The sequence below is a fragment of the Bradyrhizobium sp. USDA 3315 genome, from assembly GCF_054056795.1.
This window is the reverse complement of sequence record NZ_JBSRYP010000001.1, coordinates 3,718,522-3,731,454: the sequence shown is the minus strand read 5'-3', so window position 1 is coordinate 3,731,454 and position 12,933 is coordinate 3,718,522. Positions and strand designations below refer to the sequence as shown.

At 65.4% G+C, this 12,933-nt stretch carries 11 protein-coding genes; 2 read left to right on the top strand and 9 right to left on the bottom strand.

Going from position 1 to position 12,933, the window contains the following annotated elements:
- Entirely contained in the window at nucleotides 1-996 is a 996-nt protein-coding gene (locus ACVIYL_RS17140; RefSeq protein ID WP_456779242.1) for a VOC family protein, read from the bottom strand.
- 266 nt (nucleotides 997-1,262) lie between these two features.
- On the opposite strand from ACVIYL_RS17140, the gene ACVIYL_RS17135 reads away from it, so the two are divergent.
- The gene (locus ACVIYL_RS17135) at nucleotides 1,263-3,224 is read left to right on the top strand and encodes a putative bifunctional diguanylate cyclase/phosphodiesterase (protein WP_456779241.1); all 1,962 of its coding nucleotides are present in this window, start codon (nucleotides 1,263-1,265) and stop codon (nucleotides 3,222-3,224) included.
- Nucleotides 3,225-3,239: 15 nt separating this feature from the next.
- Here the strand turns inward: ACVIYL_RS17135 and ACVIYL_RS17130 are convergent, their stop codons facing one another.
- The 7 genes from ACVIYL_RS17130 to ACVIYL_RS17100 all read right to left on the bottom strand — a co-directional run bounded on the left by ACVIYL_RS17130 (nucleotide 3,240) and on the right by ACVIYL_RS17100 (nucleotide 11,166).
- Nucleotides 3,240-4,232, bottom strand: coding sequence for a PDR/VanB family oxidoreductase (locus tag ACVIYL_RS17130; RefSeq protein ID WP_456779240.1), 993 nt, complete (start codon nucleotides 4,230-4,232; stop codon nucleotides 3,240-3,242).
- Nucleotides 4,233-4,244: 12 nt separating this feature from the next.
- Nucleotides 4,245-4,997, bottom strand: coding sequence for a GntR family transcriptional regulator (locus ACVIYL_RS17125; RefSeq protein WP_253589268.1), 753 nt, complete (start codon nucleotides 4,995-4,997; stop codon nucleotides 4,245-4,247).
- 15 nt (nucleotides 4,998-5,012) lie between these two features.
- Nucleotides 5,013-6,062, bottom strand: a complete 1,050-nt coding sequence (locus tag ACVIYL_RS17120; protein ID WP_456779239.1) for an aromatic ring-hydroxylating dioxygenase subunit alpha — start codon at nucleotides 6,060-6,062, stop codon at nucleotides 5,013-5,015.
- Nucleotides 6,063-6,347: 285 nt separating this feature from the next.
- On the bottom strand, nucleotides 6,348-7,337 hold the full coding sequence (locus tag ACVIYL_RS17115; RefSeq protein ID WP_225158626.1) for a DUF2778 domain-containing protein: 990 nt from the start codon (nucleotides 7,335-7,337) through the stop codon (nucleotides 6,348-6,350).
- Nucleotides 7,338-7,598: 261 nt separating this feature from the next.
- On the bottom strand, nucleotides 7,599-9,965 hold the full coding sequence (locus ACVIYL_RS17110; RefSeq protein ID WP_456779238.1) for a putative bifunctional diguanylate cyclase/phosphodiesterase: 2,367 nt from the start codon (nucleotides 9,963-9,965) through the stop codon (nucleotides 7,599-7,601).
- A gap of 146 nt (nucleotides 9,966-10,111) precedes the next feature.
- Complete coding sequence (locus ACVIYL_RS17105) at nucleotides 10,112-10,522, bottom strand: DOPA 4,5-dioxygenase family protein (RefSeq protein WP_456779237.1); 411 nt, start codon at nucleotides 10,520-10,522, stop codon at nucleotides 10,112-10,114.
- 23 nt (nucleotides 10,523-10,545) lie between these two features.
- Nucleotides 10,546-11,166, bottom strand: coding sequence for a class I SAM-dependent methyltransferase (locus ACVIYL_RS17100; protein WP_456779236.1), 621 nt, complete (start codon nucleotides 11,164-11,166; stop codon nucleotides 10,546-10,548).
- 183 nt (nucleotides 11,167-11,349) lie between these two features.
- Here ACVIYL_RS17100 and ACVIYL_RS17095 point away from each other — a divergent pair, with 183 nt between their 5' ends.
- The gene (locus ACVIYL_RS17095) at nucleotides 11,350-12,054 is read left to right on the top strand and encodes a hypothetical protein (protein WP_456779235.1); all 705 of its coding nucleotides are present in this window, start codon (nucleotides 11,350-11,352) and stop codon (nucleotides 12,052-12,054) included.
- A 21-nt stretch (nucleotides 12,055-12,075) separates the two neighbouring features.
- On the opposite strand, the gene ACVIYL_RS17090 is transcribed toward ACVIYL_RS17095, so the two are convergent.
- A complete protein-coding gene (locus tag ACVIYL_RS17090; RefSeq protein ID WP_456779234.1) occupies nucleotides 12,076-12,726 on the bottom strand; it encodes a PilZ domain-containing protein in 651 nt (216 codons plus the stop codon).
- Nucleotides 12,727-12,933: the final 207 nt, after the last annotated feature.

The following is a 12,933-nucleotide window of genomic DNA, read 5'->3' as shown; positions in this document are numbered from 1 at the left end:
CTACTTCGCGAGGTAGCTCTCGAGCGTCAGCGGCTTCGGCTTCATTTGCGGCTCGCGGATCGCGACACCATCGAACGGCGTCGCCTCCTCGAACCAGGCCTGCCGCGCCGGCAGTCCCGACGGGAACGCGATCGTGTGGTCGGACGGATCCCAGCCGACCGGCTCGTTCTCGATGTCCATGATCTGGTAGTGGGTGTTGAACAGCTCGACGCGATGCCCGTCGGGATCGCGCATGTAGACATACATCGCGTGTCCCGGCCCGTGACGCCCGGGGCCGCGTTCGACGGCCGCGCCATAGCCGAGCTCGCCGGCGACATCGCAGGCGTTGAGCAGATGATGAACCTCGGGTGCGAGGAACGCGAAATGATGCAGCCGCGGTCCGGCGCCGTTGAAGAACACGATGTCGTGCGGATTGCCCTTGCGCTGCAGGAATACGCCGCGCAGATCGAATGTGCCCACCGGCGCGATGTATTCGCTGAGCCGAAACCCTGCCGCGGTGTAGAACTCGCACGCCTTGCGCAGCTCCGGCGTCAGCACCTGGTAGTGATCGAGCCGCAGCGCCGAGCCACCGGCATGGCGGGTGAATTTGGTGATCATGCGCGGCTCGACCGGCATGGTCGCGCAGAACTCCAGCGGCGTGCCGGCCGGATCGGTCGCATGCAGGGTGCGGCCCTGATGCGGCACTTCGGCCCAGGCGGCCCGGCATCCCTGCGCTTCGAAGATGGCCTTGAGCCGGTCGAGGTCACCGTCCTGAAAGACCCGCAGGCCGAGCCGCGCGCAGGCGGCGCTCTCGCCTTTGCGCAACACAAGGCTGTGATGACAGGCCTCCTCGACGCCGCGGAAATAGAGTGCGCCGCCCTCCTCCGCGGTCAGGATCAGCCCGATCACCTTTTCGTAGAACTGCCGGCTCGCCGCGAGATCACGCACGGTCAGGACGACATGGCTGGCCCGCGTGATCCGGAACCCGGGATCGTGGTTCGTGGTCGGGAGGCTCATGCGCACCTTCTGGTTTTTGCCGTTCGCGGGAACCCGACTCATTGCGAAAAACCCGCGGGGGATCAAGCAGCGCGGCGCCAGGCCGGCTTTGCCGCTCCGTGACCTCGCGTCACGCATTTGTATCGATTTGTTAGCAATGCCCGCCGGTGGAACCGAAGGAGCGGCCCGCCGCGGCACGGTCCGTTCCAATAGTTCATAGTTTGTCAAAGGTTTGCAGAGAATTCTTCGCCACGGCGCCATGGCCAAACCGGGCAGGCAACGTAGTGATGTGTACCCATCTGAGATCATATTTCGCGACCCTGTTCGCGGGCGACCTCGCGGCCTTCGGTGCACCACCGGCGGATGAAGCGCTTGCCGGCCACATCCGCGCCGAACAGGTCTCGCTGGTGCTCGGCTATTCCTTCGGCATCTTGCTGGCCAACGCCTGCAACGCGCTGGTGCTCGCGATTGCGCTGTGGCAATCGCCGGACTGGGCCTTTGCGCTGGTGTGGGCGGCCGCCGTGGGCAGCGCGGCGCTGTTCTTCGGCCTGCAGGCGCGGGCATCGCGCCGCATCGCCAAGCCGCAATTCGTGTCGCGCCGAACCATGTACCGGCTAGTGCGCAATGCGCTGGCGCTCGGGACGGCCTGGGGCGTCGTCCCCGTCGCCTTCTTCGCGAACGCATCGAGCGGCGCCCAGCTCGTCATCACCTGCCTGTGCGCCGGAATGCTGGCCGGCGGCGCCTTCGCATTCTCCACCATCCCGATCGCCGCGATTGCGTTCACCGCGCCGATCTTCGTCGGCACCGCGATCTGCCTCGGCCGGGACGGCGATTTCGTCTACCTCCTGATGGCCGTGCTGGTGCTGGTCTACGGTTCGGTGCTGCTGCGCGGCGTGTTCGTCAACGCGTTCGAGTTCAGGCGCCGGATCATCGCCCAGCACGAGGCCGAACGGACGGTGAGGCAGGATCCGCTGACGCATCTGCCGAACCGCGTCGCCTTCAATGAAGCGCTCAACGGCGCACTGAACCGGCTGGCGCGGTCGGGCGAGGAATTCGCGGTGCTGCTGCTCGATCTCGATCGCTTCAAGGAGGTCAACGACAGGTTCGGCCATCCGGCAGGCGACGAGTTCCTGGTGCAGGTGGCCGCCCGGCTGCAGCGCTGCACGCGCGCGGCCGAACATGTCGCACGGATCGGCGGCGACGAGTTCGCGCTGATCATGTCGAATCTGACGCGGCCCGAGGACGCGCTGGCGATCGCCGAACGGTTCGTCGCGGCCTTTGCCGAGCCGTTCCCGATCGATGGGCTGGAGGTCAACCGGACGATCAGCATCGGCATCGTGCTGGCGCCGCGGGACGGCAGCACGTCCCACGACCTGCTCAAGCATGTCGACATCGCGCTTTACCGGGCGAAGAAATCCGCGCCCGGCACCATCTGCTTCTTCGAGGCCAGCGACGACCGGTCGGCGCGCGACCGCCGTGCCCTGCAGCGGGATCTCGAGCACGCGATCGAGGCGGACGAGCTGTTTCTGGTCTACCAGCCGTTTCTCGACATCCGCAAAGGCCGCGTCACCGGCTTCGAGGCCCTGCTGCGCTGGCAGCATCCGACGCGCGGCCTGATCCCGCCGACCGTCTTCATCCCGATCGCCGAGGAAAGCGGACTGATCCACCAGCTCGGCGAGTGGGTGATCCGCCGCGCCTGCACGATGCTGTCGCGCTGGCCGGACGACATCCGGATCGCAGTCAATTTCTCCGCGGTCCAGTTCCAGAACGTCGGCATCCTGCAGACGATCGTCGACGCGCTGGCCGAGGCGAACGTCGCGCCGAACCGTCTCGAGATCGAGATCACCGAGTCGATGCTGATCTCGAAATACGGATCGGCGCCCGCGATCCTGCACGCGCTGCTCGAGCTCGGCCTGACGGTCGCGCTCGACGATTTCGGCACCGGCTTCTCGTCGCTGACCTATTTGCGCAAGCTGCCGTTCAGCCGCATCAAGATCGATCAATCCTTCATCCGGGACATGCTGACCCAGCCGGATTGCGCCGCGATCGTCAAATCGGTGATCGGCCTCGCGCAGGAGCTTCGGATCGGCGTGGTGGCCGAAGGCGTCGAGACCGCGGATCAGCTCGAATATCTGCGCCAGACCAGTTGCGATGAGGTCCAGGGCTATCTGATCGGGCGGCCGATGTCAGGCAGCGAGATCTCCGCACTGCTCGATCGCAACCCACAGCACTCGGTGCACGCGGCGTAGCACCGCTCGGTTGGGTCAGGGCGCGTCCGACCGATGCAGGGTGTCGACCGTGATGGTGCCGCGGGCACGCGAGACGCAGGCGCAGATCTTGCGGCTCTCCCGCTTCTGATGGTCACTGAAGAAGACGTCGCGATGGTCGATCTCGCCGTCGACATCGACCACGTCGAGCGCGCAGACCCCGCATTCACCGCGCCGGCAGTCGCTCATCACCTCATGACCGGCTTCGTTGAGCACGTCCAGCATCGACCGGTCGCGCGGGATGACGAACTCGGTCCCCAGCTCAGTCCCCTCGCCCCTGAGCCGCACGCGGAACGGCTCGGTCGGCAGCAGCCCGCTCGATCCAAAGGTCTCGTAGCGCAAGTCGGAGAACGGGCGGCCGGATGCCTCCCAGGCGCGCCGCGCCGCGTCCAGCATCCGCATCGGGCCGCAGAACAGTGTCATCGTGTCCTGCGGCAGCGCCGCAAAGACGCCGTCGAGGTCGAGCCGCCTGCCTTCGTCGCCGGCATGGACGGTGAGGCGGTCGCCGAGCGCACGCTCAAGCATATCGAGATAGACCGCATCGCCGCGCGTGCGCACGGCATAGTGCAGCGTCACGCCGGCGTCGCGGCGGGCGAGCGCCTGTGCCGCACCGACGATCGGCGTGATGCCGATGCCGCCCGCGATCAGGCAGAACTGCCGCCGCGTCCAGTCGAGCTGCACCAGCGAGGTCGGCAGCGTGATGTTGAGCCGCACGCCCGGCGCGAGCGACCACAGGTAGCGCGAGCCGCCGCGGGAATCCGCTGCGCGCCGAACTGCGATCCGGTAGCCCTGCGGATCGACTTCGCCGACCAGCGAATAGGAGCGGGTCTGCGGCTGGCCTTCGATGGTGACGCCGACATCGATATGGCTGCCGACCGGATAGGGCGCACCCGTAAAGTTATCCGGCCGCAGCAGGAATTCACGGATGCCGGGCGTGAGGTCGCGCACGGCGAGCAGCGTGGCGGATGTCCAGGTCTCGATGAATCGCATGGCGTTCTCCGCTCAGCCGGCTGCCGAATTGATCAGCGCCAGCGCCGGCAGCAGATCGAGATGGCTGCGGTTGCGCAGCGCCAGCCGCAGATTGCGTGCCGCAAGCCTTGCGTGCTCGCGCATGATCGCCTCGGCGCGCGCGCCCTCGCGGTTCTCGATGGCGTCGACCACAATGCGATGGTGATCCTGCGCGATCAGCAGGATGTGGCGCGCCTCAGGCAACGCCGATTGCGCCATCACGAAGCCGCTCGGCGAGGCGAATGGCAGCGCCGAGGCGCGGTCGATCTGCCGGATCAGCGGCGGGCTGCGCGACAGCTCGGTGAGCAACGCGTGGAAGCGCGCGTTGAGCGCGACATAGGACGAAAAGGCTTCGACCGAAATCGGATCCTGCCGCACCAGGCCGTCGATCTCGTTGAGGCATTCCTTCAGCGGCTCGAGATCGCGCGACGAGACGCCGCGCTCGGCGGCGAAGCGCGCGGCCAGTCCCTCCAGCGTGCCGCGCAGCTCGATCGAATCGAGAATGTCGCGCTCGGAAAATGCCTTGACCATGAAGCCGCCGGAAGGGATCGCCTCCAGCAGGCCTTCCTCTTCCAGCCGCACCAGCGCCATCCGCACCGGCGTGCGCGACACCCCGGTGAACTCGACCGCCTGCAGCTCCGAGATCCGCTCGCCAGGCCGCAGGCCGCCGGAGAGAACGAGGTCGCGCAGCGCAAGCTGCGCCCGCACGGTCTGCGACACTGAACGATCGGTCTCGCGTTCCGCCATGGGCTCGCACCTCGCCTACTCGGCAGCCTGCAGCTGCTGCGCCGGATTTTCCTTCGCCACCATGCGGTCGATGACGCGCCGCGCCCACATTGCGCCGGCGTCGATGTTGAGATTGTAGAACACCCGGTCCGGATTCTCGTCCATCGCGCGCTGCTGCGCTTCCAGGATGATCTCATCCTCATGGAAGATGCCGGCGACACCGTCGCGGATTTCGCTAGTCAGCCGCTGCTCGGTGATGCGGTGATTGCGGACGAAGGCCCAGAAATAATGGCAGGTCTTCTCGGTCTCGGGCGTGATCGTGTTCAGCACATAGCCGTTGACGCCCTGCGAACGATCGCCCTCCGGCGCGCCCGAACCGGCCGGCGCGACGCCGACGTCGATGTTGACGGTGCACGGCGCTTCGAAGCGGATGATCTGCCAGCGATCGACCAGGCCCGGCTTCTGCAGCTGCCTGGCCCAGAACGGCGGCGCCTCGATGCCCTTCATCCAGCGCGTCACGGTGACCGTCTTCTCGCCATGGGTGACGTCGAACGGCGCCTCGGCGACCGCATCATTGCCGATGCTCGAGCCGTGCACGAAGGTCTCGTGCGTCAGGTCCATCAGATTGTCGACGACGAGGCGATAGTCGCATTTGACGTGAATGGTCTTGCCGTCGCCGGCCCAGGCCGGATCGTTGTTCCAGTGCATGTCGGGCACCAGCGCGGGATCGGCAAGCGCGGAATCCCCCATCCAGAGCCAGATGAAGCGGTGGCGCTCGACGACGGGATAGGCGCGCACGCAGGCCGACGGATTGATCGTCTCCTGCGAGGGCATGAAGGTGCAGCGGCCCTGCGCATTGTATTTCAGGCCATGATAGCCGCAGACCACGGCATCGCCATCGAGCCGGCCCTTGGAGAGCGGCACGAGGCGGTGCCAGCAGGCATCCTCCAGCGCCACCACCTCGCCGTCGCCCTTCCGGTACATCACGACATGCTTTCCGCAGATCGTCCGCGGCAACAGCGCGTGCTTGATCTCGGCATCCCAGCCGGCCGCGTACCACGCGTTCATTGGAAAGGGTTTTGGCACTGGTCCGCCTCTCAGCGTTTATGAATACGCTATGTATACATCGTATCCGCAAAATAGGCAAATATGAGGTATCAGGGTATTTATGTCCGATTTTCAGTATACATAATTGCACCGTGTCGGGAAGACAATCAAGCCGGCGCCGCCTCCAGGGAGAGCTGGCGACAACGTGGTGCAATTTTCCGAGACGATGGAAGAAGCAGCCAGGCCGCGCTGGAGGCGGTCAGCGGATCGAAGGTTGGACTCTGCAAGAGCCTGCGCAATTTGCCGGAGGCGCCGGCGCGCGGCCTACGAGTTCGACGCCGCGCGGGTCGAGGCCGACTGAACATCCTTGATGTTGATGACGACGGCGATGCGCTTGATCGTGCCGCTGCGGTAGGCCTGCAGGAACTTGTCGTAGTGCTTGACCGAGATGCAGCCGTTGGAGTCGCCATTCGGTCCGAGCATGTAGCTGTGGACCAAGAGGCCAACGCGCCCGAACGTGTCGCTGCCATCGACCGGGGTCATGCGCAGCGCGGGCACGCCGTGGAACAGCTTCTCGCGCGGCTTCATCTCATAGATGCCGGGCGGCGTCGCGCCTGCGTTGCGGGCATTCACGTGCGCCGGGTCGTCGAGCAGATTGCCGAGGCCTGAATGCGCCTCGAACTTGGTGCCGTCGGGCATGTACACGATGCGGCCGGTGATGTCGTAGACCGCCGTCGTGCTGTCATAACCGAGCTTGCCGAGGTCGGGGCTCGGACCGGACAACAATCCATCATTCGGATCGAGCGAGGCCAGCTGCATCTTGCCCGGCATCATGTCGGCAATCTTCTGCAGGAACGTCCGGTTGTCGCCCTGCTGCACCGGCGCCTGTGGCGGTGGCGGCTGATCGTTACGCGCAAGCAGATTGGCCTCGGCCGGCCGCGACCGCGGCATCGGCACGGTGGACGTCGTCGCTGTGGTCGTGGCGGCGACGGACGCCGTCGCCGACTGGCTGGTCGGCAGTTCGGTCTGCGTGTCGCGCAGCTGGCCGGACAGCGCGTCCTCGATCTGGCCGAACTCGGAATTGAAATCGCCGCGGCTCGAACGGAACCCGCGGCGCAGTGGATAATAGAGTGAGGCCGAATTGATCGTGGAGCGCGAGCCGAAGCGATCGTCGAAGTTCAGCGAGGCTGAGGTGTTGGCGAGCGCCGGACCGTGAAGCCAAGCGGTGGGGTCGATGCCGACCATCCAGGCGGCAAGGCCAGACGACAGGGCAAGCGCGCTCACGGCAAACGCCGTGCTGCCCACCAGAGACATGCCGCGGCTCGACTTACGCCGGGCAGGTTTCGTCGTTCGTTGACCCATCAATCCCCAAGTTCGGTGCTCTGGGGCCTGTTACCCGGCCCACCGGGATTCACCGATCACTCATCATATCAGGGAATTAGAGTAAGGCATAATCGAGACAAAGCGCACAACGAGAGGTTTTTTAAACGTTTTTCGGATGGAAAGTGCCAGAGAATCAGCCTTGGGCGGGCTGAATTGACCGAAAAGGTCCCGATTCGGGACGATTTCGGCAGCTCAGGCGATCTTTTCTTCCCAGAGGGTGAGCACCGGGACCGGCTTCCCGATGGCGTAACCCTGGGCGTAATCGACCCCGATCTGGCGCAGCTCGTCCAGGATCGCGAGGTTCTCGACGAACTCCGCGACCACCTGCTTCTGCATGATCTTCGCGGTCTTGGTGATCATCTCGACCATCGCCCGATCGACCTTGCTGTTCAGGATCTCCTTCACGAACGAACCGTCGATCTTGATGATGTCGACCGGCAGGTGCTTCAGATAGGCGATCGAGGACATGCCGGTGCCGAAATCGTCGAGCGAGAAGCTGCAGCCGATCTCGCGCAGCCGCGCGATGAACTTCTGCGCCTCGTCGAGGTTCGAGATTGCGCTGGTCTCGGTGATCTCGAAACACACCGATGCCGGCGAAACGTCAAGCTGCGCGAACAGCCCGGCGACGAAGTCGACGAAGTCGCTGTCGCCGATGGTGGCGCCGGACAGGTTGATCGCATAGCTCGCAATCTTGCGCGGCTGGTGCTTGCGCTCGGCGATGATCTCGAAGGCGCGGCGAACCACCCAGCGGTCGATCAGCGACATCAGCCCGTAGCGTTCGGCAGCGGGCAGGAAACTGCCGGGCGGCACCAGCGCGCCGCTCTCGTCGCGCAGGCGCAGCAAGAGCTCGCGCCGGTCGTTGCCCTTCAGCACGCCGTTCACCGGGCGGATCTCCTGCTCGTAGAGGCAGAAGCGCCCCTCATCCAGTCCCTTGCGAATGCGATTGACCCAGCTCATCTCGGCAACGCGCACGGCCATGCCGGTGTCGGACGGGCGGTGCTCCTGGACGCGATTGCGTCCCTTGTCCTTGGCAAGGAAACAGGCAACGTCGGCAAGCCGCAACGCGTCCTGCACGCCGGCGCTGTCGGCCAGCCCGACCAGGCCGATGCTCGCGCTGATCCGGAAGCTCGACCCCTCATAAATGAAGTTCGACTGCTCGATCACCGCCCTGACCCGCTCCGCAACGTCGGCAGCGACGTCGTGCGTCGCGGAGCCGTCGTCACGCAGCAGAATGCCGAACTCGTCGCCGCCAAGACGCGCGACGAGGCCGCTGCTGCCGACTTCGGTCGCCAGCAGCCTCGCCACCTGCTTCAGCAACCGGTCGCCCGCCATGTGGCCGCAGGTGTCGTTGACGATCTTGAACTGATCGAGATCGATCAGCATCAGGTCGGCGCCGATGGCCGGCGAGCCCGACATCGCCTTGGGCAGTTCGAACTCGAACTGCCGCCGGTTGGCAAGGCCGGTGAGCGCGTCATGTGAGGCAGCCCACGCCAATTCCTCGACCAGGCGCCGCTCGGCGGTCATGTCGTGAATGATCATGACGCGGCCGGCCGGTTCTCCGGCATGCACGATCGGGGTCTCGACCACCGAGACCGGCACGCTGGAATGGTCCGGCCGCACCAGGAGCTGCGGCCGGCTTTCGTCGTCGGCGTCGAACGATCCGCGCACCGGCTGTTCGGCAATGTTGAACAGCGACGCCAGCGGCCGTCCCGTCACCTCCTGCCCTGCCGCGATGAGCCGCTGCGCGGCGGCGTTCATGTAGTCGACCCGATCGTCCTGCGTCGTCACGATGACGGCATCGCCGATCGACGCCAGCGTGAGCTGGGCGCGCTCCTTCTCGACCGCGAGCGCGGTCTCGGCAAGCCAGCGCCGCCACAGCATCCGCCGCGTGTGGACCAGCACGATGCCGGCAAGGCAGGCCGCGATCACGAGGTTGACCAGCAGCAGCAGCGCGGAGACCTGACGCGACGCCTTGCCCAGATGATCGGAGAAATCGACGGCGAGCGTGCTCAGCGCCGCATCGACCGTACCGATCCGTTCGGCCCAATGCCTGATGGTCGCAGCCGACGGATCGTGCAGCGCGACGTCGCTCGCCGCCTCGTTCCGGATTTCAATCAGCTGATCGAGCAGCGCATCCGAATTGCGCCATGCCGTCACCGCGCCGGCCACGTGGTGCATCGTGCGGAAATATTTGAACAGCCAGATCAGGCCGCCGATGTCGTCATCATGATTACCTGCCCTGGCGAAGCCGGCCCTCGCCACGGCGTCATTGTTGCCCGGCGCTTCCAGCGCGCGCCGCGCCGTGCGATCGGCCAGCGGCACTGCGATCGCGGCATCGAACTTCTGCAGATAAAGCGGCGCACCGGTGCTGACATAGGTCTGCAGGTAGTGGATGGCGTCCTTCTGCCCCTTCGACCACATGCTTTCGCCGGCCACATAGGCCCTGACCGCGGACATCACCTGCAGGCTGCCCGCCGACAGGCCGCCCAGCAGCAACACGATGGCCAGCAGCGGTCCCACCACCCGCCACAACGACCAGCTTCGAAACGAAAAGAACATGCCCAATGCGCCCCGACCCTGAAATTTATCGGGTAGCCTAGGAATGGTGATTTAACCTCACGTTGCAAAACGCGATGAGTTTGAAACGACTTGGCAGCAGCACAATTGCGTCAAACTTTACGCACCCCGGCGACCGGCGATGACGCTCACGGGTGCAATGTCGGCGACGTGTTCGGCGCCGGCGCCTGCTCCATCTCGGCCTCTTCGGGCAGCTTGTCGGCATGGACGGCGAGCGGCGTGCCGATCCAGAGCGGATCGTCGCGGTGGTCGCGGCGCGGATTGGTGGTGTTGGGATGGACCAGGATGCTCAGGCTGCCGTGGTTCAGCATCAGCCACGGCACCAGGGTCGGAAACAGCTCGGCCGCAAACGCCACCTGATACATCGCCCGATCGTGCGGGCCGACCTTGACGTCGTGCCAGCGTCCGAGCGTGACCAGGAAGCGCTCGCCGATCCAGTTGCGCAGCCGTTCCGCCTCGCCCCGGCTGGCCGCGGGGTCGTAATAGACATGGGCGTGGTAGCTCGCGATCTCGCCGATCATCCGTGGCGCGTCCGTCATCTCACCTCTCCCTCCGCGGCCGGTCACTTGCGCCGCAACACACTGAACTGGAACGACTGCGTCGCGCCCCAGGGCGTGACGTGACGGTGCGCCTCATGCGCGATCAACTCGAATGCCGGACCAATGGTCCTGCTGAGCGTCGCGGGGTCATAGCGCTGCACCGGCAGGCCGCTGCACTTCTCCGGGCCGTCCAGCGCGAAGGTGCCGATCACGGCGTGCCCGCCTGCTTTGACGCCGCGATGCAGCCGGTCGAGATAAGCTGCGCGGTCTGGTTCCTCGACCAGGAAGTGAAACGCCGCGCGATCGTGCCAGATGTCGAAGGTCTGCTGCGGCTGCCAGACCGTTGCGTCACCTACGATCCAGTGCACCGCGTCACCTGCTGCGCCGATCCGCTCCCGCGCGTTCGCCAGTGCCGCTTCAGAGAGATCGAGCAGGGTCACATCATGAAAGCCGCTCGCCAGCAGCGCATCGACAAGTCGCGAAGCTCCGCTGCCGACGTCGACGATCGAGGCGTCGCGGCCGGGCGCAACCGATTCGATCAGGCGCAGCGATGGCTGCGGATCGGCCTGCGACCAGCTCACCTGCTGCTCTCCCTTGGTCAGATAGACAGTCTGCCAATGCGATTGCCGATCAGAAGCGGTCATGGCGATAGGTCCCGAAAGCGGCAACAACCTGCGTTGCGCCATTAACCATCAGCTAGGCGCGGCGGTCTCTCGCGTCAACCGGCAGCGGCGGGCACGCACGGCGGCGTAGCAGCAAATGCCGCATTTGCTTCGCCGCATTTTCCAACTAACCTGATGGCCGGGTTGAGATCAGGGCGTCCGGGGATGGCCAATTTCGGCTGGACACGCGGCAACAAGCCTGCACAAGCGGAGGACGCCGCCAGCGACTTGCGCGGCCTTACCGATCCATTGGCGTTTCTCGCCGCGCTCGACAAGGTGGTCCCGCGCTATCTCGATCTCGCCGACAATGGCGTGCTGGTCTATCCGGCCTGCAAACGCAAATCCGGCGATCTGCTCGGCGACATCAGCGCGATCTGGGAGCACACGCGGCTCGAGGCGATGCGCTATGTCCCGATGGTGCCGCGGCAGGACATCTCGCTGCTGGTCGATCCGGCCCGCCAGGCGGAGATGATCGATGCTTTCCTGCGCCAGCGCGCGCACGACAAGACCGTCGTCGATTTCACCGGCACTGCGATCGAAGACTACGGGATCGCGATCTACGCTGGCTTGAACTGGCTGAACCATTGCGGCGCCCTCGTGGGCGCCGATCCGCAAAAGTTCTCCGGCACATTGCGCAGCTTCCGCAGGGTCATGGTGGTCGCCCAACAGTGGTGGGCGATCGACGGCGCGGCCGAGCGCTGCCGGCAACTGCTGGAAGCGTGCGAACGACCGCCGCTGGTGTTCTTCCTGCTGTGGGCCGAATGCACCAATTTGGCGCGGGAGATCGCGATCGCTGCGGCCGGTCCGAATGCAACCGAGGACACTATCTCGCGGATGCGCGCGGCCGAAGATCCGGAACAGCTGACCTAGGGAGCCGGCGGATCCCGGCCGTCAGGCGACAGGGTCCGCGTCGGACACCAACTGCAATTCCTTGGATTTGCGCGAGATCAGGCGGGCCAGCTCACTCTGCTTGTAGGTCTCGACGAACTTGATGGCGAAGCCGTTCGGCAGATGCCGGACCACCCGCCCGACGCAGGCGCCGATCGCCAGCGGCATGCCGACCGGCGGCTGCGCCTCGGAGGAGACCGCCGCGCCGGACAGCGACATATCGATGATGAAGCAGCTCTGCATGGTGCCGTCCGCCAGCGTCAACATGGCATGCGGCGCGACGGGAACGAAACGCGGGTTGTTGCGCGCCTCGCGGATGCTCGGATCCTTTTGCTTCTTCTCGATCCAGCTCAGCTTGTCGGCGAACTTCTCACGCATGGCATGCGTCATCTCGAGCTCGAGCAGGAAGCTGCCGCTCATCGTGTCGGTCATGCAGCCCTCGAACTTGCCGAACTCCTCGAAATACGAAGTCAGCCGGTCGCCGACCTTGCCGACGACCGGCACGTCCACGATCATCCGGAACGGCGAGACGCGCGTGGTGCGGCAGGCGAAGGTGCGCAATTTACCCTGGGCATCGTACCAGTTCGGCAACGTGTAGCTGCCGTTGACGGTGATCTTGACCGCGCGTTGCTTGAGAAACTTTTCGACGGACACGACTGAACCTCGCCCGAGGCGATGTGAATGCACGGTGGTCGGGATTGACCGGCTTCACTGCCGGTCCGGTGGTGGGGAAGTCCGCTACCGACGCGATGGTAGCGGGGAGCTGCGGCACGCATCCCAGCGCGTGGCGGAATGGTCCTGGCGCGCAGGTCCGTACAGCCATACCGTCGAAAAACTAGGAAAAAGTTAAACCGGGACGGA